General features: G+C 26.9%; 21 protein-coding genes. 3 read left to right on the top strand and 18 right to left on the bottom strand.

Features of this window, described 5'->3' with window-relative positions; all coding sequences use genetic code 11:
• A complete protein-coding gene (gene hrcA / locus ACYUET_RS15605) occupies positions 1-1,029 on the bottom strand; it encodes a heat-inducible transcriptional repressor HrcA (RefSeq protein WP_460281153.1) in 1,029 nt (342 codons plus the stop codon).
• 228 nt (positions 1,030-1,257) lie between these two features.
• Between hrcA and ACYUET_RS15600 the strand changes: the two genes are divergently transcribed.
• Positions 1,258-1,386 (top strand): hypothetical protein, encoded by a 129-nt coding sequence (locus ACYUET_RS15600; protein WP_460281151.1) that lies wholly within the window; start codon positions 1,258-1,260, stop codon positions 1,384-1,386.
• Here the strand turns inward: ACYUET_RS15600 and hemW are convergent.
• The 5 genes from hemW to gpr all read right to left on the bottom strand — a co-directional run bounded on the left by hemW (position 1,381) and on the right by gpr (position 7,459).
• Positions 1,381-2,505 (bottom strand): radical SAM family heme chaperone HemW, encoded by a 1,125-nt coding sequence (hemW, locus tag ACYUET_RS15595; protein ID WP_460281149.1) that lies wholly within the window; start codon positions 2,503-2,505, stop codon positions 1,381-1,383. The genes ACYUET_RS15600 and hemW overlap by 6 nt on opposite strands.
• 70 nt (positions 2,506-2,575) lie before the next feature.
• The gene (gene lepA / locus ACYUET_RS15590) at positions 2,576-4,378 is read right to left on the bottom strand and encodes a translation elongation factor 4 (RefSeq protein WP_460281147.1); all 1,803 of its coding nucleotides are present in this window, start codon (positions 4,376-4,378) and stop codon (positions 2,576-2,578) included.
• A 380-nt stretch (positions 4,379-4,758) separates the two neighbouring features.
• Positions 4,759-5,157 carry a hypothetical protein gene (locus tag ACYUET_RS15585; protein ID WP_460281145.1) on the bottom strand — a complete coding sequence of 133 codons (399 nt, stop codon included), beginning with the start codon at positions 5,155-5,157 and terminating at the stop codon, positions 4,759-4,761.
• Positions 5,158-5,247: 90 nt separating this feature from the next.
• On the bottom strand, positions 5,248-6,321 hold the full coding sequence (locus ACYUET_RS15580) for a stage II sporulation protein P (RefSeq protein WP_460281143.1): 1,074 nt from the start codon (positions 6,319-6,321) through the stop codon (positions 5,248-5,250).
• Between the two features lie 157 nt (positions 6,322-6,478).
• Positions 6,479-7,459 (bottom strand): GPR endopeptidase, encoded by a 981-nt coding sequence (gpr, locus tag ACYUET_RS15575; RefSeq protein WP_460281141.1) that lies wholly within the window; start codon positions 7,457-7,459, stop codon positions 6,479-6,481.
• 173 nt (positions 7,460-7,632) lie between these two features.
• Between gpr and rpsT the strand changes: the two genes are divergently transcribed.
• Positions 7,633-7,896 carry a 30S ribosomal protein S20 gene (gene rpsT / locus ACYUET_RS15570; RefSeq protein ID WP_460281139.1) on the top strand — a complete coding sequence of 88 codons (264 nt, stop codon included), beginning with the start codon at positions 7,633-7,635 and terminating at the stop codon, positions 7,894-7,896.
• A 137-nt stretch (positions 7,897-8,033) separates the two neighbouring features.
• On the opposite strand, the gene holA is transcribed toward rpsT, so the two are convergent.
• The 11 genes from holA to ACYUET_RS15515 all read right to left on the bottom strand — a co-directional run bounded on the left by holA (position 8,034) and on the right by ACYUET_RS15515 (position 21,467).
• Entirely contained in the window at positions 8,034-9,068 is a 1,035-nt protein-coding gene (gene holA, locus ACYUET_RS15565) for a DNA polymerase III subunit delta (protein ID WP_460281137.1), read from the bottom strand.
• 237 nt (positions 9,069-9,305) lie between these two features.
• A complete protein-coding gene (locus ACYUET_RS15560) occupies positions 9,306-11,003 on the bottom strand; it encodes a ComEC/Rec2 family competence protein (protein WP_460281135.1) in 1,698 nt (565 codons plus the stop codon).
• 5 nt (positions 11,004-11,008) lie between these two features.
• The gene (locus ACYUET_RS15555) at positions 11,009-13,528 is read right to left on the bottom strand and encodes a P-type ATPase (protein WP_460281133.1); all 2,520 of its coding nucleotides are present in this window, start codon (positions 13,526-13,528) and stop codon (positions 11,009-11,011) included.
• Positions 13,529-13,672: 144 nt separating this feature from the next.
• Complete coding sequence (gene spoVAE / locus ACYUET_RS15550) at positions 13,673-14,029, bottom strand: stage V sporulation protein AE (protein ID WP_460281131.1); 357 nt, start codon at positions 14,027-14,029, stop codon at positions 13,673-13,675.
• Positions 14,030-14,053: 24 nt separating this feature from the next.
• On the bottom strand, positions 14,054-15,073 hold the full coding sequence (gene spoVAD, locus ACYUET_RS15545; RefSeq protein WP_460281129.1) for a stage V sporulation protein AD: 1,020 nt from the start codon (positions 15,071-15,073) through the stop codon (positions 14,054-14,056).
• Between the two features lie 148 nt (positions 15,074-15,221).
• Entirely contained in the window at positions 15,222-15,677 is a 456-nt protein-coding gene (gene spoVAC, locus ACYUET_RS15540) for a stage V sporulation protein AC (RefSeq protein WP_460281127.1), read from the bottom strand.
• A 246-nt stretch (positions 15,678-15,923) separates the two neighbouring features.
• Positions 15,924-16,679, bottom strand: coding sequence for an RNA polymerase sporulation sigma factor SigF (sigF, locus tag ACYUET_RS15535; protein ID WP_460281125.1), 756 nt, complete (start codon positions 16,677-16,679; stop codon positions 15,924-15,926).
• A gap of 9 nt (positions 16,680-16,688) precedes the next feature.
• Positions 16,689-17,120, bottom strand: a complete 432-nt coding sequence (gene spoIIAB / locus ACYUET_RS15530; protein ID WP_460281256.1) for an anti-sigma F factor — start codon at positions 17,118-17,120, stop codon at positions 16,689-16,691.
• Positions 17,121-17,135: 15 nt separating this feature from the next.
• Positions 17,136-17,471 carry an anti-sigma F factor antagonist gene (gene spoIIAA / locus ACYUET_RS15525; protein WP_460281123.1) on the bottom strand — a complete coding sequence of 112 codons (336 nt, stop codon included), beginning with the start codon at positions 17,469-17,471 and terminating at the stop codon, positions 17,136-17,138.
• Between the two features lie 523 nt (positions 17,472-17,994).
• Complete coding sequence (locus ACYUET_RS15520) at positions 17,995-20,304, bottom strand: AAA family ATPase (protein ID WP_460281121.1); 2,310 nt, start codon at positions 20,302-20,304, stop codon at positions 17,995-17,997.
• 233 nt (positions 20,305-20,537) lie between these two features.
• Positions 20,538-21,467 (bottom strand): DUF4003 family protein, encoded by a 930-nt coding sequence (locus tag ACYUET_RS15515; RefSeq protein ID WP_460281119.1) that lies wholly within the window; start codon positions 21,465-21,467, stop codon positions 20,538-20,540.
• 380 nt (positions 21,468-21,847) lie between these two features.
• Between ACYUET_RS15515 and ACYUET_RS15510 the strand changes: the two genes are divergently transcribed.
• Entirely contained in the window at positions 21,848-22,279 is a 432-nt protein-coding gene (locus ACYUET_RS15510) for a hypothetical protein (protein WP_460281117.1), read from the top strand.
• 430 nt (positions 22,280-22,709) lie between these two features.
• On the opposite strand, the gene ACYUET_RS15505 is transcribed toward ACYUET_RS15510, so the two are convergent.
• Complete coding sequence (locus ACYUET_RS15505) at positions 22,710-25,256, bottom strand: calcium-translocating P-type ATPase, PMCA-type (RefSeq protein WP_460281115.1); 2,547 nt, start codon at positions 25,254-25,256, stop codon at positions 22,710-22,712.
• Positions 25,257-25,576 lie beyond the last annotated feature (320 nt).

Genomic DNA, 25,576 nt, shown 5'->3' with positions numbered 1-25,576 from the left:
CTATAAGCGTTGATTTTTTAAAATATTATTTAATTCTTTTACAATTTCAGCCATTATTACTATTACTCTTGAATAATTAATTCTTCTTGGACCAATTAATCCAATTGTACCAATAGGCCTATCCCCTAAAGAATATTCAGCTGATATTACGCTACATTCTTTAGCTTGTGGCTTATAATTTTCTTCCCCTATTCTAATTGTAATATCATCACTTGTTTGAAATAAATCTTTTAGCGCTTCTTTATCATTTAAAAGAGCAAGCATTTCTTTAGCTTTTTCAATATCATTGTATTCTGGATAGTTAAAAATATTAGTTGTTCCTTCCATAATTACATCTGATGAATCTGACTCATTTAATGTTTCATATAAAGCAGGTAAAAGTGCATTAAATACTTCATCATACCCACATAAATCTTCTTTTAATTGATTAATAACTTCAAGATTAATTTTTTCTATTGAAAGGTTAACAAGTCTTCTATTAATCATGGCATTTATTTTATTTAACTCTTCAATAGCTGGAACATTATTAATTCTAAGCATATGATTCTTTATAACTCCTGTATCTGTTAAAATCACTGATACTAAAGTATGATTATCTATCTTTAATAGCTGAACTGACTTAATAATGCTTTTTTTAACCGAAGGTGTTTGCATAACACAAGTTAAATTAGTTAATTCTGATAACAAAGCACTAGTCTGTCTAACTATTTTATCAACTTCTAACATTGCAGAATCAATAATATATTGTTTTATCCTCATATCTTCTTCAGGTGTTAAAAACTGGTTTACCATTAGCTTATCAACATATAATCTATATCCTTTACTAGATGGTATCCTTCCTGCTGAAGCATGTGGTTGTTCTAAGTATCCCATATCTTCAAGATCAGCCATTTCATTTCTAATCGTTGCAGAACCAACTCCTAAATCATACTTCTTGGCAATAGTTCTAGAACCAACAGGATCTCCAGTACGAATATAATCATTGATAATAGCTTGAAGTATTTTTATTTTTCTATCATCAATAGTCATAATCTCACCTCTTTTGTTAGCACTCACTATCCACGAGTGCTAATGACTATGTTTTAAATATATTATTTATCGTGTTTTTTGTCAATTCTATTTACATTTAATATTTTTTACCTCTGTTGATATATCATAGTTTTTAATCATTTATCTTTATTTTTCTCACTTTTACTTCTTTTTTCTATACTTAGCACATAAAACAAAATAATAAACCAAAGAAGTGTTGTATATTCCATGTCAAACAAGGAAGCAAGTTCAGTTAATAGTGAGCTATTAGCTAAATTTGCTGATGCAGTATGGCACAAAATAGACTGGCTTACTGGTATCTATTATTTTTTGAATGTGACTTATTATATTTTATAATATAAATTGACTCATTACACAATTAGAGACTTCTATCCCATGAGAAGTCAAATATATTCTCCCCTTATTACGAATTAATAATTCTTGTTTAATATTTCTATTAATAACATCTCCATAAACCTTATCTATATCTTGGTTAAAGCGTTTTTTAAACTCTTCCTCTTCTATTCCACTTATCATTCTAAGTCCCATAAACATAAATTCTTCCATATCATCATTAATATCATTTAAATGAATTTCTTCATCTACACTTTTATTATTTTCTATATTTAATATATAAGTTTCTATATCATCTAGATTTTTAATACGTTTTTTATCAATAAAAGAACTCGCTGACACTCCAAGACCTAAATATTCTTCCATTTTCCAATAGACTTTATTGTGAAAGCACTCTTTATTATTTATAGAAAAATTAGAAATTTCATATTGATTATAACCATTACTAGATAAAATTTTTTTTGTATAAGAATACATTTTCCTCTCTTCATCTTCTATTGGTAAATTAAGTTTATTACTATTATATAAATTATAAAAACATGTTCCTTCTTCTATTATTAAACTATATGCTGAAATATGCTCTGGTTTAAGCTTTATTATTTCTTTTAAAGTTTCTTTCCAATCATCTAAAGGTTGATTTGGAAGTCCAAACATTAAGTCTACATTTATGTTTTTAAATCCCACTTCTCTTGCTAATAAATAGTTGTTTTCAAATTCCTCAAAACTATGTATTCTTCCTATACTTTTTAATATAGAATTCTTTGTAGACTGTAATCCCATACTTATTCTATTCACATTATATTGTTTCATAGTTTTTAATTTTTCTTCATCTAGAGTTCCTGGATTACACTCCATGGTAAATTCTAAGTTCTGTTTTAAATTTAACTTATTAATTGTCTGCAACAAACTTTTTAATTCTTTAACACCTAAATATGAAGGTGTCCCTCCGCCAATAAATATACTTTTTATTAAATATTTTTTTGCTTTTTCAATAATCTCTTTATTTAAAGCATCAATATATGAACTCATAAGCTTTTCTTTTCCTGCATATGAAGGAAAGTCACAATACAGACATTTTTGCTTACAAAATGGAATATGAATATATAACGATATCTCTTTCATTTTTTCCTCCTAAAATAAAAAGGCCGACCATAGGTCAAGCCTTTTACTTAATAGTTTTCTGTTTCTTGTTTTAATCAACCTTTAATACAGCCATAAATGCTTCTTGAGGTACTTCAACAGAACCTACTTGCCTCATTCTCTTCTTTCCTTCTTTTTGCTTTTCAAGTAACTTCTTCTTTCTTGAAATATCTCCACCATAACATTTAGCTAATACATCTTTTCTCATAGCTTTTACAGTTTCTCTTGCTATAATTTTACCTCCAATAGCAGCTTGAATTGGTACTTCAAACATTTGTCTTGGAATTATTTCTTTCAATTTTTCAGCTATTCCTCTTCCTTTTTGATATGCTCTTTCATCAGGAACTATCATTGATAATGCATCAACAATATCTCCATTTAATAAAATATCAAGCTTAACTAACTTAGTTCTAGTGTACCCTTTAAATTCGTAATCTAAAGAAGCATATCCTCTAGTTCTTGATTTTAAAGTATCAAAGAAATCATATACTATTTCATTTAATGGAATATCATAATTTATAACTGCTCTAGTTTCTTCTATATATTGCATATCAATATATGTTCCTCTACGTTCTTGACATAATTCCATAACAGCTCCAACGTAATCTGTAGGAGTAATGATAGAAGCCTTTACAATTGGCTCTTCCATATAATCTATTTCTGTCATTGGTGGAAGATTTGTAGGATTTGTAATATCTAATATTTCTCCATCAGTTTTAATTACTTTATATATAACTGATGGTGCTGTTGTAATAATATCTAAATTAAATTCTCTTTCTACTCTTTCTTGAATTATTTCCATATGTAATAATCCTAAGAACCCACATCTAAAACCAAATCCTAATGCAATTGATGTTTCTGGCTCAAAGTTTAAGGCAGCATCGTTTATTTGTAATTTTTCTAATGCTTCTTTTAATTCATCATATTTTGCACCGTCTACTGGATATATTCCTGAATAAACCATAGGTATAGCAGGTTTATATCCTGGTAATGCTTTTTCTGTTGGTCTATTGGCTTCTGTTATTGTATCTCCAACTCTTGCATCTCTAACATTCTTAATTGATGCTGTTATGTATCCAACATCTCCTGCACTTAATTCTTGTATTTGTAATGGACTTGGGATAAATACCCCAACCTCAGTAACATCATAAACTTTATTTGTTGCCATAAGTTTTATCTTATCACCAGGCTTAACTTTACCATCAAGCACTCTAACTATACATACAACACCTTTGTAACTATCATAATAAGAATCAAAAATTAATGCTTTTAACGGTGCTTCTTCATCCCCATTTGGAGCTGGTAATTGTTCAACAATTTGCTCTAAAACTTGTTCTATATTAAGTCCTGTTTTTGCTGAAATCATAGGTGATGCTTCTGCATCTATACCTATAACATCTTCTATTTCTTGTTTTACTTCTTCCGGTCTTGCTGATGGTAAATCTATTTTATTTATAACTGGTGCAATCTCTAAATCATTATCTAATGCTAAATAACAATTTGCTAATGTTTGTGCTTGAATACCTTGTGTTGCATCAACTACTAATAAGGCACCTTCACATGCCGCTAAACTTCTTGACACTTCATATGTAAAATCTACATGGCCTGGAGTGTCAATAAGATTTAATATAAACTCTTCACCATTTGGTCTTCTGTATACCAATCTAGCGGCTTGAGATTTTATTGTTATTCCTCTTTCTCTTTCAATTTCCATGTTATCTAAAATTTGCTCTTCCATCTCTCTTTTAGTTAATGTACCTGTTGTCTCAAGCAATCTATCTGCAAGTGTTGACTTACCATGATCGATATGTGCTACTATTGAAAAATTTCTAATATGTTGTTGTCTTTCACTCATATATATAACCGTCTTCTTAAGACAGTTTATTCACCCCCATTGTAATTAATAAGTAAAGCACATGAAACTAAATAACAATTCCAAAATTGCAATGGATATTTTTCATCAGGCAAGGAGATGAATTGTCCTCATAGTGTTCCTATTAGGTCAATTTGACGATGCAGCATGATGAAAACTAGGCTAGCAAGTGGACTTGTTATTTTTTGATTGTGCCTAAGGCATTTGAAACCAAATAAAACCAATGCCTTTTATGTATTGGAATTCTATTTTTTCAAGTGCCTAAATTATAACATATATATATTTAAATTTGCTATCAAAATTTATCTAATCCTTAATAATAAACTTAATAATCACATTTCATCTTGTAGTTTGAACTAAAACTAGTATTCCTCTTTTGAGTTTTTTAATTTATTACTCAAATCATATATAGTCTCTTTTGCACCGTTAAAACCACTTTCTATTTTACTACCCAATCCTTTTACTGCTTTAGTGAAAATAGATTTATTGGTAATCTTAAAATCCTTATTTCCCATTCTAACTAGTATATCATCACCTTGTTCTTTATATATTTTCACCCATGAATTATCTTTAATAAAATTGGAAAAATCTTCTCCAAATTCTTCACTAACTAATCGATAATTTTCACTAGTATTTCCAAGTGGAGATAAAGATTTAGTATTTATTATATTTATTTTTATTAACCCAGTCATCACAAAAATGACCAATAAACAAGCCGGTAAAACTTTCCTTATTATATAATGTCTATTTATTTTTCTCAACAAGATCACCTCTTAGATTTTACTTTCGGCATGCGCCTTATCTAAATAATTGTCAAGTTTAAAAATAAATATTCATTAATAACTAATTCTTTATTTATTTAAAATCTCTGCTATAACCCTAGCCATGCACCTAGCTGTAACTTTTGCTTCCTCAATAGAGTTTACATCAGACCCCATTTCAAAAAGTACACTCCCATCACATTTGCTTTGATTAAATGCATTTTTTCCTCTATTATAAGTAAATATTTTTCTTGATAAGCCTGGGAATAATTCATTTGTCTTATTAAAAATTGTTTCTGTTAATTGTTTATTTTTTTCATATCTAGTGCTATTTTTAGCATTTACAAACATAATCCTAGCCGCATTCATTCCTTCTACTTGAGTAGTCATAGCTTCTTTATCTGGAACTGAATCTCTGTGTAAATCTATTATCATTTTAAAATTATTATATTTTTTTAAATATTTATCAACTGTTTCACTTGATCTAGAATAACTATCGTTATATGAAACACTATGATTAGTTTTATCGTGTATAACAGAAATACCATAATTCTCTTCAAGCTCTTTTGCTAAAGTATCACCAACACCAACAACATTAGCATTTTCATCAGTTGTATCTCCAGTTGAACATTCCGAATAATTTTCAGTTGTATGAGTATGATATATTAATACTTCAGGCTTTGATGCATTTAATTGTTTTTTTAAACTTGGATTATAAATTTTAGTATTTGAAGATGATGTATTTGCAGATACCTTAGAAACACTATCCTCATTCAAATTAAATTGATTAAAAGTTACTGAATTATCTTTATTTATGTTGTCTGATTTATTAAAAAATCCAACTTCGCTTTCTATTATACTTTCATAAGTTAAATTATCTAAACCAACTGCTTTTAAACAAATATTCTTTATTGATAATTTATTTTCTGCGTAATTTTCTTCCTTATACACTTGTGTTTCAACAATTGGCATTCCTAAGTTTAATAATTGAACATATGCAAATCCGCCTCTTTCATTATTATTTTTTAATACACCTCCAACTCTAATAAAAAATATAAATACTAAAATTATTAATCCAATTAAACTCATATTAATTTCTGAACCTAATTTACTTCCATTATTCCTATGTTTAAGATTGTTTCTTCCTGCAGTAAGTTTATACAAGTTAATCCCCCCTTGCTCCTTTTATATTTATATTAGGGGATTTACATAATTATTATAAATTTAATAAAATTTATAATAATCTTAAATGAGAGTAAAAAGTCAATATCCAAATTTTACCTTTAACAACATTAACTTTCACACAGTTTTAAATTATATGCTAACTTAAAAACTTGTTAATATCCTCCATATCCATATTAGGTTGTAAAGACATATTTACTCCATTTGCTATTATTTTAGAAAGAGCTTCTATTATCATATCTACCTCTTTAGGTGCTACTATTAATTCACCTACATTTGCAGACAATACTTCTTTTATAAGCGCTTCTTTTTCATTTCTATCAATATCTTTTAACATATTATAAAACTCTTTTCCTGAAGAAACTTTACTTATTAATTCATCTATAACTAAATCAATTGAATCGTTAGCAATAGTTGCCGCGTCAACAACGGTTGGGACTCCTATTGCAATTACTTTTACACCTAATGACTTTTCACTTATTTCTTTTCTATTATTACCAACCCCAGCACCTGGAGATATTCCAGTATCAGATATTTGAATAGTTCTGTTTACTCTTTCAATCCTTCTAGATGCTAAAGCATCTATACAAATTACTAAATCTGGTTTTACTTTTTCCACTAATGATTTAATAATTTCTCCCGTTTCAATTCCTGTTATTCCCAAAACCCCAGGTGCTATTGCACATACAGGTCTTACAGATTCATCTATAGCTTCTGGCATTACAACTTGCAAATGTCTAGTAACCATTATTTTTTCTACAACCTTTGGTCCTAAAGCATCTGGAGTCACTTGCCAATTTCCAAGTCCCACTACCAAAGCTGTTTTCTTTTCATCTACATGGATTAATCTTTCTAATACTTTTGCTAAAACATTAGCTACACTATCCATTATACCGCCATCATAAACAGTGAATTCAGGAATATCTATTGTTATATAATTTCCTATAGGTTTTCCTATCTTCTTAGCCCCATCTTCATTTTTAATCGTTACAGTACTAAATTTTATCTCTCCTTCTTGTTCTTCTTCAACAATAACTCCATCTATTTCTTTATTGTGATTATGCTTTTTAATATACATTTCTCTTGCTTCAATTGCCAAATCTGTTCTAACATTTATCATCAAATTACACCTCACTATAAGTTTACTTGATATTATTTTTCCTATATGTTTGAATTTAATACTTGAATTACATAACTTTCAATGCTATAATAAGGTTTGTTGAAATTAAAAGATACGCAGATATCCCCAAAAGCTGCAGGGGCCCTATAAAATTTTAAGGGGGTGAATCAAGAATGGCAAACATAAAATCAGCAAAGAAAAGAATTAAAGTTACTGAAACTAAAACTTTAAGAAATAGAATGATTAAATCAGCGTTAAAAACTGTAATCAAGAAGTTTGAAACTGCTGTAGCTGCTAACAACGTTGAAGAAGCTAAAACTGCTTTTACATCAGTTGTTAAGTCATTAGACAAAGCTGCTTCAAATGGAGTTGTTCATAAGAACATGGCTGCAAGAAAGAAGTCTAGATTAGCTGCGAAGTTAAACGCTATGGCGTAATCTGATAAACCCACCAATTTTGGTGGGTTATTTATTTACACTTTTCTATTTTGCTATATTTTTTAAAATAGCTTTTTATTTTTATTCCACACTATTTTAATACAGGGTGGATATTATAATTTACGTAACATATATATTTATTTTTTTACAGTTAAAGTATTAATAAGTAATAATTCCATCTCCATAGTTTTATCTATACTACTAGATTTTAGATTTTTTTCTGTGTTCACACATAATTTTATAAGTTCAGTTAATTGTTTTTCTGAAAATCTATGACTTTGAGAAATTAATTTTTCACATACAAATTTGGGTAACTTGAATTTTGAAATAAAATCTTGTACTTTATCTCCACTAGCTAATCCTGTTTTTATCTCATAAAGTCTTATGAACTGTCTTTCCAAATTATTTATTATTAGCATATGTTGATCGGACTTATATAAAATTTCTCTCATTACATCCATTGCAGATTCAATCTTTCTTTGAGCTATTAACTCTACTAAATCAAAAACATCTTCTTCTCCAGAATTTGATATTAATAAATTGATATCCTCTTTTTTTATATCTCTTTCCATAGTATATGATATAAGTTTATCAATCTCTCTCTTTATTATATCAAAGTTATTTTGCACTTTTTCTGAAAAATATATAAGTTCAGCTTTTCCTATGTTTTTTTTTCGTTCTTTAAAAATATCATTTATTTTTTTTATATAAGCATCCCTTCTTAATTTATCACACTGTACAACTGTTATTAATTTATCTAATGAATTTAACTTTTTATTTTTATTTGCTTTCTCCCTTTTATCATTAAATAAATAGTACATTATCAATACAGTATACGGTGGCATATTAGCTACATATTCTTTAAGATTTTTGTATGTTTTTTTTGAAGCTTCATCAGTTTTATCTCTCAAAAAATTAGCCCTATATACAAAAACAATCTTTTTATCACTCATAAGAGGAAATGTTTCACAAGCATTTATTATTTCATCAAAATTTGTTTTCATTCCATCTAGTTTTATTAAATTAAAATCATCCGTGTCAGCTCCTAATACTTTTTTTATAAGAGCATTTGTACCATCTTTAATAAGTTCTTCGTCTAATCCACAAAATATATATGAATTTTTTATCTTACCTTTTTCAATCTCTCGTTCAAAAACCTCATAGTCAATCAAATTAATCCGCCTTTCTTATGTTTAACTATATTTTAATTCCAATACTAAAACACAAATACTAACACCTATAGATTAGGTACATGAAATAAAATAATAGATCAAAAAGGCGTTGTATATTTTGTGTAAGACAAGGAAGTAAATTTAGTTAATAACGAGCTATTAGCTAAATTTGCTTACGCAGTATCACACAAAATAAATGAGCATACTGGTCTATTATTTTTTGAATGTGCCTTATATTTAAATACTTAAAATTATTTTATCTTTTAGTATAAATATTTTATTTGTTTTTTCATCTTTAAAATTTATTATATCATACTCTAAACAAGAGATTTTAGAATTACTAATTTTTAATATATATCGGTTATTTGAAGTTTCCAAAGAATAATTTTTACCTATTTCTTTAATTTTCCCTATATTCTTTATATTAATTATTTTATTATTTCTATATACCTTATTTGACATAGTGGCCTTTTTTAGCCTTTTTATATCTATGTTATTCTTATTAGTAATAAGAGCCCTATCTCCCCTATAACTAATTAATAAGGCACCTTCATTATAATAAGTAATTTTAGGAATAGGACTGTATATTTGAACAGCAATTAATAATATAAATATTGCTGGCAAATAAATAAATTCTTTATAATTTTTATTTATAAAGTAAATACTTATAAACATAGCTATATAAAATGTAGCTACATATTCATTCCCATAAAACATAGGTAAAGAATAATTTCCTAATTTATCTAAACTCCAATCAAATGTTTTTATAATAATCAAATTAATATAACTACAGAAATCAAAAACTTTAGGAAAAATATATACTATTGGCAATATATTACCCGTTATTACTATAATATTAATAAAAGGTACTAAAATTAAATTACCTATTATAAAATTAATTGAAAAATCTTTAAATACCAATACTAAATAAGGAAAAGTAAAAGCTTGAGCTGCCAAACTAATACTTACAACTTTTCTTAATTTATCAGGTAATTTATAAAAATAATTGTTTAATTTCTTATTAAAAATTATTATTCCGAGTGTAGCTAAATAAGATAACTGAAATGATACTTCAAAAACACTATAAGGTTTAATTAATACTAATACCATACCAGATAAACATAATGCTGAAAGAGAATTATTATTTCTTTTTATAATTTTACTTATCTCCAGCGAAGAAAGCATTATAAATGCTCTTATACTTGAATAGTTGCATCCAGTAAATATAACATATATTATGGTAGTTATTAATCCCACCTTATTTCCTAAGAAATTTTTTAAAAATACATAAACTATAGCAACGTGTAAGCCTGAAACACTAATAGTATGAATTATTCCAAAGTTTTTCATATCGTCTTTATCTTCTTTATCTAAATAATCAGAATATCCAAATGCTACTGATGATATTAATGCCGCTTTTCTTTGACCTAAATTTTCTTTTAACATATAATATACTTTACTTTTAATTTTATAAAGTTTGGTTGTAAAATCTTGTTCAACCTTATTTGTATTATTAGTTCTTACCTTCCCTACTATCCCCCTACTTTTTTCCTGTGATTTTATTACTTTAGAATTAATTTTATATTTATCTCCTACTTCAACATTATTATTAGTTTCTAAAATTAATTTTTTACCTTTATAATCAGCGGTAATCTCATATGAATTTTTTCTTAATATTCTAATAGATGAATCTATATTAGAATCTATACTATAATAAGATATATTGATAATTAAACCTAAGATAAAAACTAAAATCATTAAAATAGTAAAATTAAATCCGCAATAAATAATTATTGATATAAAAAAGAAGCCAACAATAAAGATTGTAAGCTCCTTAAAATCATTAAATAACCCATAACTAGTGCATGACAATACTAATATTACAAACATATATACAATTGGATTATTTATTTCACTAATTCTTTTTGAAAACAAATAGCTCACCTCATTAATGAGTTTTGCCATCTTTTAAATAAAATTTCAAATATAATTAAAACTATTATTGTAATAGCTAAATTAATTATTACTGCTTTAGTTAAGATAATGTTTTTAATTAAAACAATTGCTAATACAACTATTATACTTGCTAATAAAGAAACAAGTAACAATTTTCTCTCTATAGAATTTTTCTTTATTGATATATTATTATTAAATGCTGCAAATAATATTGCTCCTATTGATAAAACAATTAATGACAACAATGTTTTTTGATTATCATTTGCCATATATGTCGTAAATATCGTAGCCACTGTTAGTAGTAGTGCTCTTCCTATCATCTGGTTGTTTTTGACGTCTTGTCCATTTTCTTTTAATATAAACATTAAACCTAATGGTACAAATAAAAACATATTAATGAATATAATATTTGTAAAATCTAATGTTTGATTATGACCTAATATAATATTACTTAATAAAATCATTAATTCAGCAAAAACTATTGAATATATACCTTTAAATGCTCTATTTAAATTCTCTTTAAACTTTCTTGCAAAATCTCTTACTTTAAAGAATCCATCTAAGTAGTTTTCTTTTACATATATGTCTGAGACTTTTTTAACTATTAGAGGTGAATTTCCCTTTGAAATACCTACTTCTGATAAATTTATTGAAGGTAAATCTCCTAAAGTTTCTCCACTTGCAACTACTCTATATCCATCTTTATTAAATAAAGCTATTATTTGAGACTTTATTTCTGGATTTATTCTAGAGAAAACTCTTACCTTTCCTACTAAATCTATTAATTCTTGAGAATTTAGAGAATCTAATTCTATTCCTGATACTACTTGGTCATTTTTATAAATAATTTTAGCTTTTTTCGCCATTGTAATAGCACTTATTTTATTTTCCTCAGTAAACAAAATAGGTATTATCCCATTGTCTTTTATTTCACTTACTCTTTTTTCTATATCATCTGTAAGAGGATTTTCCAATGCCACTATTCCAACAAAAACCATATTACTTTCTATATTTTCATCTGTGGATGGTTGATAACTAAAATTTCTATATGCAAATGCTTGAGTTATTAACCCTTCAGCTGAAAACTTTATATCCATATCTTTTATTTTATTTTTTTCTTCATCAGTAAGTTCCTTTTCTACTCCATCTAACATTATATGAGTACATCTCTCTAAAACTGAATCTAGATTTCCACGTGAATTAGCTCTATAGCCCTTCTGCATTTTATTTAATATTGTTAACATCTTCTTATCAGAATCCATAGGAATTTCAGTTATTCTGAAATTTTTACCATCCAAAATAGACTTATATACTTTTTTCTTAGCTGCATATTGTAAATATCCTATTTCTATTAAGTCTCCTTCACCTGTATTCTCTTCAATATTATATGTTGAATTGTTACATAATAAAGAAATATCAAATATTCTTCCTACATTTATGTTTTTTGAATAATCTATGTCTTTAGAAAATATTATTTTGCCATCTGTAAAAAACTTATTAACTAGCATTTCTTCTTTAGTTATTGCTCCAATTTTATCTAAGAACATAACATTAATATTACTTATAAGGTCAAAAGCAGAAAAATTTATTATATTAATATCTTGATTCTCAAACTGTTTTAATATAATTTTAAATGTTAACATTGCAATTATAATAATTGGAATACATGTAATCACTAGAAGACCCATTTCTACTTCATTATGATATTTTTCTAAATTTCCTGTTAATAATATTCCTAAAGCAAATACTAAAAATGATGATAATAAATAATTCCCCCACTTTTTTTGAATTTTCTCTAGCAATGTGTGTTTTCTATTACTTGCATAAGTCAACATCGCTAATAATTTTCCTAGTTGAGTTGAATTTCCTGTAGAAATTACTATTCCTTCCCCTTCACCATCTTTAATTACAGACCCTTTAAAAAGTATATTCTTCATTTCTCCAAGTGAATTTATTGATCCACTTATTTTACTTTCAAATTTTTCTTTATAAAAATCCTCACCAGTTATATTTTTTTCATCAACTTTTATATCTGTAGCTTTTATTATTCTTATATCTGCTGGAATTAAAGAGCCTTTTTTAAATTTTACTATGTCTCCAATTAAAATTTCTTCTGACTTTAATAACAATTCTCTACCATCTCTTATTACAATCGAAGTTGCAAAATTTAATTTTTCTAAAAATCCTATTTCTTTATCTCTTTTAATATTATAAAGTATACTTCCTACTACATTTATTATTAGAAATCCTAATATAATGTATTTATAAAAATTGCTTCCTAAAATAAATAGTAATACTGTAATAACTAGGTATAATATTATATGTACTTGTTTAACTGTATTTATTATATTTCTTGATATTCTATTTCCACTTGGTAAATCAATTTTGTTCGTGCCATACTTTTCTTTTCTAGCCTCACAGTCAATACTGCTAAGTCCTGCCTGTTCGTTACTATCTAGCATTTCCACAACTTGAGCCCAAGTATTATTACAATACTTATTCAAAATATCCCCCCATCTAAATTAATAAATTAGATATTAAAAAATAAAAATAATAATATAAAAATTATATTAACTTTTTAATGTCCTAAAAATGCAAACTTCCTTATTTATAGTATAAATGCTAAAAGATTAAAAATAAAGTTAATTCTATTCTTTTGTTTTAGGATTAAATATCAAAGCCATTAAATATCCAAAGAAAATTGCAGCAGTAACTCCACCTGCTGTTCCTTTAACGCCCCCTGTAAATGCTCCAAGTAAACCTATTTCCTTAACTTCTTTTATCGCTGCTTTAGCCAATGTATTTCCAAATCCCGGTAGCGGAACTGTTGCACCTGCTCCACCTATAGTAACTAATTTATCGTATAATCCAAATGCACCTAATATAGCACCAATGGTAACAAACAATACCAGAATTCTCCCTGGAGTTAAATTTGTGGTATCCATTAATATCTGTCCTATTATACAAATAACACCACCAACTATAAACGCACTTATATACTCCATTTATATCATCCTTTCTATCTATACTTACTTCATTTCTATTGCTACTGCATGAGCTATCCCTGGGATACTTTCTCCTTGAAGAGAAGATGTTGGACTCATTAAAGCTCCTGTTGATACTAACAATACATTTTTTATTTCTTTTCTCATCAATTTTTTATATAAGTGACCCGTAAATACAACTGCAGAACATCCACATCCACTTCCTCCTGCTGCTGTTTTTTGTAATTGATTGTTAAAAATTGCTTCTCCACAATCCATATGATTTGATCTTATATCATAACCATATTCTTGTATTAATTTGTCTGCTAATTCTTTTCCGACGCTACCTAAATCTCCAGTTGCAATAATATCATAATAACTAGGTTTTCTTCCTGTATCTTCAAAATGACTTACCAAAGTATCTACAGCTGCTGGTGCCATTGCAGCCCCCATATTATTAGGATCTTTTTGTCCATAATCTTTTACTTTACCTGTTGTAACATAAGTAACTTCCGGAAAGTTTCCTTCATGCCCTAATACTAATGCCCCTGATCCTGTTACTGTCCATTGGCAAGTTGCACATCTTTGACATCCATATTCAAGTGGAAATCTAAACTGTCTTTCTGCCGAACTAAAATGTGATGATGTTGCTGCAACTACATATTTTGCACATCCAGCATCCATTATTATTGATGCTAAGCTTAAAGACTCTGTCATAGTAGAACATGCCCCATATAACCCAAAAAAGGGAATATTAAATTCCCTAGCTGCAAAGCTTGACGAAATTATTTGATTTAATAAATCACCTGCAAAAAGATAATCTATATCCGTTTCTTGAAGACTTGCTCTAGATAATGCCTGTTTTATCGCTGTAAACATCATTTCACTTTCAGCCTTTTCAAAACTATCTTTACCACAAGTATCATCATTTAATATTTGATCGAAGCTTTCCTTTAAAGGTCCATCTCCTTCTTTAGGTCCCACTATTGAATAAGCAGAAATTATTTTAGGAGGACTATCTAATCTTACAGTTTGACTTCCTATTTTTTTACTATCTATTTTCATGTTTACACCCACCTTAACATTAATACAATTTAATAATTTAACTTTTAAGTTAAGTTTTAAAATGATATTAAAATTTTTCTTATACTAAAATATCAATATTCAGTTACAACATACCTATTTTTATTATCAATTATATTTTTAATATTATTTAAAATACTGAAATTATATAATAAACTATACCTATAATTACAGAAGATCCTACTCCATATACAAGTACCGGGCCTGCAATAGTAAACATTTTTGCTGCTACTCCAAAAATGAAACCTTCTTTTTTAAATTCTATCGCAGGTGAAACAATAGCATTAGAAAATCCTGTTATTGGAACTACCGTTCCTGCACCTCCAAATTGAGCTATTTTATCATATATACCTATACCAGTTAATAAAGCTCCTAGAAATATCATAATTATAGAAACTATTGTTTTAACTTGTTCATCTGGTAATCCTAATGTTGAAATATACTTATCAATAAATTGTCCTATTGTACAAATTGCTCCTCCAACAAAAAAAGCTTTAGCACAATCTAAAAGTATCTTTGGCTTTGGCTCAACTTGCTTTGCCATTTTCTCATATTTTTTTTTTATTATTTTTTCGTTTTTATACAAAACTTATCACTCTCCCTTATAAAGATTAGTAAATAAATAATAAAATTTCATTATTTAAAATTTATTTTATGTAAGTTTATTATTTGTAAATTTACAAAATTTAATTATGTTAATTTATGGAATATTAAAATAAACATGCCACGCTTAATGCAGAATTAACAGTTGAAAAGGTACAATTATGTATTACTTATTATAAAAAAAGTAAAGAGTAGACTTATCAAAATCCACTCTTTAAAATATAATCTATTACTCTTCTAATTTTTCTCTCATTTTTAAAAGTACCTTTTTTTCAATTCTAGAAACTTGTACTTGACTTATACCCAATAATTTTGCTACTTGTACTTGTGTTTTATCTTTAAAATATCTTAGAATAATTATTTGCCGTGCTTTTTCATCTAAGCTTCTTAAAGCCTCTTTAAGAGCTATTTTATTAATCATTCCAATATCATCTTCACCTTTTTCACTCAATTTATCTATTAGTAAAACTGGTGCTCCATCATCTTGATGTATAGTGTCATAAAGATATTGCAGACTTGTTGCAGACTCTATTGCAAATATAATTTCTTCTTTATCTACACCTGAAAACTCTGCTAATTCTTCTATAGTAGGTGCTCTATTAAGTTTTTTTGTTAATTCCTCTTTGTCAAAATGTATTCTTTTTGCTAAACTTTTAACATTACGACTTACTTTAATCATTCCGTCATCTCTTAAAAATCTCTTAATTTCCCCTATTATCATAGGAACTGCATAAGTCGAAAATTTAACATTATAATTTAAATCAAAATTATTTATGGCTTTAACTAATCCTATTGAGCCTATCTGGAAAATATCCTCATAATCATAACCTCTATTTAAGAATTTTTTACTAATAGATGACACTAATGGTAAATTAATCTCTATTAATTTGTTCATAGCAGCATTATCTCCAGATTTAGCTAAAGGTAATAATTCTGCATTATCATTATAATTATATTCCTCTCTTTTTAAATTCCCTTTTTCCATATTTTCCACCTAACTTACTGTGTCAAATTTCTTCTTTATTATTACCCTTGTACCCTTTCCCTCTTCACTTTCAACTAACAAACTATCCATAAATGTTTCCATTACTGTAAATCCCATTCCTGATCTTTCTAAGTCAGGACGTGATGTATATAATGGTTCCATAACCTTTGGTATATCATCAATACCTTTACCCTTATCAATTATTATAATAGTTACTTCACTATCATGAATTTCTGCTTCAACCCTAATTGTTCCATCATCTCTATTCTCATATCCATGTATTATAGAATTAGTTACTGCCTCTGATACAGCTGTCTTTACATCAGTTAACTCTGCAATTGTTGGGTCAAGTTGAGAAACAAATGCTGCAACTACTACCCTTGCAAAAGCTTCATTTTGAGATTTACTTAAAAATTCTACACTCATTTTATTATCATACACCATAAAACCCTCCATCTAAATGCATCTTATTGCTTCGTCTATAGTCTTATAATTCTTAACAACCTTATATAAACCTGTTAATTCAAATACTTTATTAACATTTGTATTAACATTTGTAATACATAGAGTTCCTTTTTTATTAGATATCTTTTTATGCCTTCCAACAACAACTCCAATACCAGAGCTGTCCATAAAACTTACACCTGAAAAATTTAAAATAACCTTTTCTATATTGTCTCTATCCATTCTATCATCAATTTTGACCCTAACTTCTTCAGCACTATGGTGATCTAATTCCCCTACAAGAGTAATAATTAAAATATCATCATATTTTTCAAACTTTAAATTCATATATCATTACCCTAAAGTTCTCCTTAGAGTAATTCACCTCCTTATTTAATACTTATTACTAATCTTTACCATATTTTAACATACTATTTTATTGAACGTCAATTTTTTATTACATTTTTTCCTAATTATTCAATAATATATGAAAATAAAACAACTAAATCACATTTTTATGATTGTTTTTTATCCTTTAGGTGGTACTTATAATACCTCTAAAACAAGATATTCTAGAAGTTATCACAGATTTTAAAATATATAATTTCCTAAAGAATAAAAAAATAAAAGAGATATCTTGTTAAAATTTAAATTTCAAATTTATTAAACAAAATATCTCTTTTATATTAAATTGTATATAATTTATACTTACTTAAGCATATTCAAAAAAATAATAGACCAGTACGCTTGTATGCATCTCTCATATTCCATCAGCAAAATCAGCTAATAGCTCGCCATTAACTGATCTTGTCTCCTTGTTTGAAATAAAATATATGATTTATCTTTAACCCATTATTTTATTTCATGTATCTTATTTTTTCTTTTTAACAGTCTTATATTTTAAAAGTTCATCTTCAATAGTTTTATAAAAACTTTTAACTGATTCTCCTGGTTTTAATATAAGGACTTCTATTGCATCCTCTAGTGCATCCATTGTATAAATATGAAATTCACCATTTTTAACATATTCCTCCACTTCAGTATTTAAAATTAATTCATTTTTATTTATGCTTGGAATTAATACACCCTTATCTTCTATATCATCTAAGCCTTTACATACAGTGAAAAATCCTTCAATCTTTTCATTTACCATACCAATTGGTTGAATATCTCCAAATTGATTTATAGATCCTGTAACTGCAATATTTTGTCTTATTGGTCTCTTACTGAGTGCAGAAAGCATGCATATTACTTCTGCAACAGATGCACTATCTCCTTCGATCAATGAATAAGTCTGTTCAAAGCTCAATTGAAAATCTATTGGTAATCTTTCATATGGACTTAATAAATTAGTTATTAGCCCTCTCAATATAGCTATAGATTTTTCATGAATATTTCCACTAAGTTTACATTCTTTATGAACATCAATTATTCTGCCATCTCCTTTAAGAGCTAAGCATGTTATTCTCATAGGCCTTCCTAAACTAAAAAGTTTTGTTCCAAATACTGCCAATGCATTAATAGCACCAATTTTTTCGCCACTAATAGATAGTAATATTTTACTATTCTTATAACTATCTAAAATTTCTTCACGAATTTTCTCTTCTCCGCTATGACAAATACTATTAATATCATCCTTACTTATTGTAAATCTACCATCAGAAATTGCTTTATGATTAGATAAATATAATACTTTATTTATTTCATAATCATCAATACAAATTCTTTCCCTATCACCAGTAATTCTTGATAAAACTTTAAATATCTCTTCTACAGCATCTTGTTCTATATCTAGCAGATTTTCATTATTTATTTTCTTTTGAATATATCTTGCAATTAAAGTCTTTGAATTATCATTGTATTTAAGTTCAGCATCTGCCTCTACTTTTAATGGAAATACTTGTTTAAAGTCTTCATCTCTTTCATATAGAAAATTAAAACTTTCATAATCTCCTATTAAAATTACTTTTACATTAATAGGTATAGGCTCTGGCTTTAACCCTTCTATAGATAAAACATCTAAATACGTTTTAGTATAACTATAATCTACTTTTTGAAGCATTAATACCTTTTTTAAATAATAATAACTATATCCACTATTTAACAAAGAATTCAATCTTATAATTAAACATCCTCCATTAGCCTTTAATAAACTTCCAGGATGTATTAACTCTATATCAGTAGTATAATTCCCATTGTTACTTTTGTACTCTATATTGCCTATTAAATTATTTATAGTTGGATCTTCTTCAAAAAAAACTCTAGGATGAGGAATATTCTTATTATCTACAAGAACATGAACTTGATATTTCATAAACAACTGATCAAGTTCCTGTTCATCATCTTCAAGGCTTATTGTGTAACATTTAACTACCTCTTCTTCAATCCAATCAAACATTTGTGAAAGATATAAACACACATTTTCATCAGTTACAAATTCAAATAATAAGTCATTCTTTTTTTCCATCATAGCATTCTTTAAATATTCCTTATAAATAGCTTTAAGTTCTTTAATAGAATCCTTTTCTAGTTTAGTTAATTTCTCTAATACCTCTTTTGCTTGTTTTTTTAATTCTCCCACTTGTTCTTTAATTATATCTTGAGCTTCGCTTTCTAAATCTTCATATTCATCTTCTGTCATTTCTTTTCCTTGCTCTTTTAATGGAATAAATACAAATCCTCCATTTGTAGCTTTAACATCAAAATTATATGATTTTGCTGCATTCATTATTTCAGATATATAATCATTTCTTTTCCTAGTTATATTTTGAAGTATAATCTCTTTTTCAACATCTGATGATCCATTATAAAATTCAAATATACAATCAAAATATTCATTTTTAATTTCTTCAACTTTATCTTTTAACAAAGTCCCTTTTCCACTAGGTAAGAATAACACTTTAGGATTCAGTGAATTATCAGTTGTTACATAACAGATATCCTTTGGTGATTCTTCTTCTTCATATATACTTGTAACAAAATCTATTAAATCCGTTAGTTTATCTTTTGAAAACGAATCAACATAATATAAATTGTATCCATCTTTTTTGATTTTTAAAGCTCGTTCTATTTCCTTTAACCTTGATTTTACCTCAGGCATTTCAAAAAACTCTTCATCGCCTGGTAAACCCTTAAAAGAACAATTAAAAATAACTTCGCTTGGAGTTAACTCTTTTTTCATAAATTATATCCACTTTGAAGTTTGTTTTAAGACTTAACTTTGATTAAAACCTTCAAAAGCAGTTTCCTCCTCAAATTAGTAGTATATATAATATTAATATTCTCTAACTTAGAAAATAGATATACTTTTTTATTTTTTCTATAAACTTAAGTTAAAAATATATTTTTAGAGTAGAAACTCTGTTTATACTACCAAATTTTAAAGTCAACTGCTTCTTATTATTTGAATATGTTTTAAGCTAATACTTCATTCAAAACACCTTGATTTTTGCTTACTAAAAATGTATAAGTACTAAATGCTAACAATTCATCTAAATATTTTACATTTCCGTTTATTTTACTTGTAAATACAATGATTAAGGCAATCATATCTCTGAATCCCTTATCTATATAAAATTCATATTCAATTTCTTCACTGCAAAGATAATCTATAACTTCTCTCATATTATTCATAATTTCTTCAGAATCTTGATTCTTTACTAAAGCACCAAGTAGACTTACAAATTGATGACTTATTTTAAATCCATTTTTTTGTAAAGAAATTAAAAGTTCTTCTGTTTTGTATGCTGCATCTTCATAACTGTTTAACAATATAGTATTAGTTAGTCCTTGTACACCGTTATTAGAAAATAGTTCTAAATTAGTCATATATTCAAAAACCAGTTCCATATATTCTGTCATTGAATTAAATTCCGAACAATTTATAGCTAGTAGAGTACAAAATAAATAATCATCTTCTTTTGTTACATTATTATATCTAGATTTTATAATATTAAATATATCTTTTGTTTTATATATAATGTTCTTTCTATTTTTCAAGTCTACATATTTTACTATTGCATAAGCTGATAAAATCAAATACTCCGAATCTTTAAAATTTTGTTCTATTAACAAATCAAACACTTCTATTATCTCAAGAATAATCATATTATTGTTTTTATAATCATTATTACATGATATTAAAAAAGATAATATGTATAACATGTCCCCTCTAAAAGGAGACATTCTAGACGTACTGTCCTTAATAAATTTACGTATATTTTTAACCTCTTCAAAAGGAATTTCTCTATTATAATATCCATTAAGTAAAGCTGAAAAATGATTAATATAATCTCCATCATATCTTAATCTCTCTTTAGCATTAACATAATTATCTATGGTCATATCACAAATTTGTTTTGTATTAATATCTATTATAATCTCCCCCTAAACACAAAAATAATAACCTTAAATATAAACTATATTTTTAAATATCATATCAAATTAAAACATAGTTTAACTACATTAATATTATACTATATATATATTACTTAATTTATATATTAATTGTATAAATTCTTTATGTCATCTCTGTGTCTATAAAATTAATTTTTTCTTAAATTTAACTATATAATTGTATCATACTTAAATATATGCATAACATACTATAGATTCTTGAAAAGCTTAATATATATGGTAGTTAACTAAGTATTATGCTATAATAAATTAGATATAATGGAATAATTGTTTTTTAAAGAAATTCATGCTAAAAAAGGAGAGTTCATATGGGTTTAAAAGAAAAATTCAGTGGTAAGTTTAATAAATATTTTCAAGACGCATATCTTGAAAAATATGGAGATAGAATTACAAGTACTTCAGGGACTGTTTTATCTGTAAAAGTTTTTGAAAAAAGTTACTTTATATTTCACAAATTATTAGTAGAAATGGTAGTTAAGCCTGAAGTAGGTAAAGCTGTAGTTAAATGTTTCTACAAACAAAATAAATGGTTTAAGAAACCTGAATTTATTACTGTTTCACAAGGTCACAAAGTTATAATTATGGGAATTAAAGGTGAAAAAATAAAGAAAAAAGATACTACAGAAGCTGTACAAATAATGAATGTATTAAATCTTACTACTAAGAAAGATTTAATACCTGTAGATCATAGTCAAATAAGAAAATCTCGTCAACAAGCTACTAAAATGATGAGAAGATAATAAAAAACTCCTAAAAGGAGTTTTTTTTATTAGGCTATATTTTAATTGAATGTTGATATTGTAGTATAAAGCTCTTGGACAGAGGAATCTACTTTAAGAACTCTAAAATAAATCTTAGTCCAATTAATCCATATTCCCAATCAAAGATTGCTGACAAGCAATTAATTGTAAGACTAAAAGGAAACTCGACTCATGTACATTCGCTGAGTAAGTTCAAGTAACAAAATATAAAATTGCACTCTGTGAAAGTTCGAAGAACCAAATATAAAATTTGGATTCTCACTTTTGACTCTCACTTAAGAGTTCTAAAAAGTAAATTCCAATGCCAGTTCGCTCTTATACTATAATATCAACACTGTTTTAAAATATAGCATTTTATTATTTTTAAGATTATGAACAAAGAAGTTTTGTTTTAAAATATTCACATAGCCTATTTAGCTTTAATCAATAAATATACACTATTTATTAATGCTATTATTCCTGAGAAGAACATTACTATTAACCATTGACTAAGTGATAATGCTACTGTATGGAATATTTCTCTTAAAAATGGAACATATAAAACTGAAGTAATCATAATTATTGATACTAAAACAGCACCTACTAAATAAGGATTAGTAAATAATTTTATTTCAAATATAGAATGTCTCTCTGACCTACATTCAAAAACATGTATTAACTGAGACATTACTAAAGTACATAATGCTAATGTTCTACAAGTTTCTAAATCCATTCCATAGTATCTACCTATCATAAATGAAAGTAAAGTGCATATTCCTATTAGTGCACCTCTAACTACTATTTTTTCTACTAATCCTCTAGCAAATATACTCTCATCTTTTTCCCTTGGAGTTTGCCTCATTATATCTTTATCTGGAGGATCTACACCAAGTGCAATTGCTGGTAAACCATCTGTTGCAAGATTTACTAATAAAATCTGTATAGGACTTAATGGATTTGGTAAATAAAACAATGTTGCTAAAAACATTGTTAAAACTTCACCAAGATTACAAGATAAAAGGTATCTAATAAATTTTCTTATATTGTCATAAATTATTCTTCCTTCTTCAACAGCAGCCACTATTGTAGAAAAATTATCATCCATAAGTATCATTGATGATGCTTCCTTTGTTACATCAGTTCCTGATATTCCCATTGCAATTCCTATATCTGATTCCTTTATAGCAGGTGCATCATTTACTCCATCACCTGTCATCGCAACTATATTTCCTTTTTTCTTAAAAGCTCTTACTATTCTTAATTTATGATTTGGTGAAACTCTTGCAAAAACTCTAACTTTATTTATTTTCTTAGCAAGCTCATCATCATTTATATTTTCAATTTCTTCCCCTGTTAATACTTGTTCTTCACTATTACATATATTTAGGTATTTTGCAATTGCAAGTGCAGTATTTTTATGATCACCTGTTATCATTACAGGTTTTATTCCTGCAAGCTTACATTTAATTACTGAATCTCTAGCTTCATCTCTTGGTGGATCAATACTTCCAGCTACTCCTAGAAATATAAGGTTTTCTTCCAGTTTGTCCCCTTTAACTAGTCCCTCTTCTTTATATGCACATGCTATACATCTTAAAGCTCTAGATGACATTGCTTCTATAAAAGTAGCAACTTGTTTTTTCTTTTGATATGTTAAAGGCTTTATTTTATTATCTTCTAATATAAATGAACATTTTTCTATTACTCTTTCAGGTGCTCCTTTAACATAGCAACATTCTTTTCCTCCATCATCAACTATTACTGACATCATCTTTCTTGTTGAATCAAAAGGAATATCATATATTCTTTCCACATTAGATACAAAATTTTTAAGTGGAGTTACTTCTTTAAAGAACATCTCAATTAATGCTGTTTCTGTTGGCTCTCCATGAAGTACATCCTTCATATCTTTTTTAGTAAAATCATAACTACAATCATTACAATAAATAAAAGCTTTCATCATTTTTGTATAATCATTTAACTTTTCTTTTTCTAATTCATATATCCTACCATTTAAATAAACTTCTTTAGCTGTCATCTTATTTTGGGTTAGTGTTCCAGTTTTATCAGAACATATTACAGATGTACAACCTAAAGTTTCAACTGCCGGCAGTTTCCTTATTAATGCATTTCTCTTAAGCATTCTTGATACACCTAACGCCAAGGCAACTGTTACTATTGCAGCAAGTCCTTCTGGAATTGCTGCTACAGCTAAGCTAACTCCAAGTAAAAACATTTCTGTTATATCATTTCCTCTAAGTATACCCATAACAGTTACAACAAAACATACTACTAAACAAATAACTACTAATACTTTACCAAGAGAATCTAATTTTTTATTTAAAGGTGATTTTTCTTCATCAATATTTTGAATCAAATCAGCTATTTTTCCCATTTCTGTTTTCATACCAATAGAATCAACTTTAAATAATCCCCTACCTTTGACAATTGTAGTCCCCATAAATCCCTTATTATTTTTTCCATTAGTATCTTTATCAACGCCTACTGATTCACCAGTTAATAATGATTCATCCACAACAATTCCTAAACCTTCAATAAACATTCCATCAGCTGGAATTCTATCTCCAGCCTCTAAAATAACAACATCACCAATTGTTAAGTATATAGAATTTATAATTTTTATACTTCCATCTCTTAAAACCTTACATGTTGGTGCTGCTAAATCTTTTAAGGCTTCCAATGATTTTTCTGTCTTGAACTCTTGCACGAAACCAAGTATTGCATTAACAAAAACTATAATTAGTATAGTAACTGCATCTGCCTTATCTCCTATAATGCCTGAAATTATTGTTGCCGCTATTAATACCCAGACAATAAAATCATTAAACTGTGAAAGAAATATTTTAAGGGCTGACGTCTTTTTCTTATGCTGAAGTTCATTAAGCCCAAAGTTTTTCATTCTTTTCTCTGCTTCATTTGTAGTAAGACCTTTTATGAGTTCTTTTTCTTGTATCACAATTTTTCCTCCCCTTCCTTTCTCCTCATATAACTATGTATATTTTCCTTTATAAAACTTATGATGATTTTTTATTACTTAAGTCACTTGAAATAAAATAATAAAGCATTGCTTTTATTATTTAGAGTATATTTTTAACTCTTATTTCAAATTATAATTTAAGTTATTCATATGTAATTTAATAATAAAGATTACTAAATTACATATAAGACTATTTAATAATAAATATAAATATTAATATCTCATAACATAGATAATTTAAAAACTAATAATAGCTTAACATAAGATATATCTTAACTTTACATTCTCGAATTTTACAA

This window comes from Clostridium sp. CTA-5, assembly GCF_054768135.1.
Note: the sequence above shows the minus strand (reverse complement) of the source record. Positions and strands in the feature narration are given on the sequence as shown.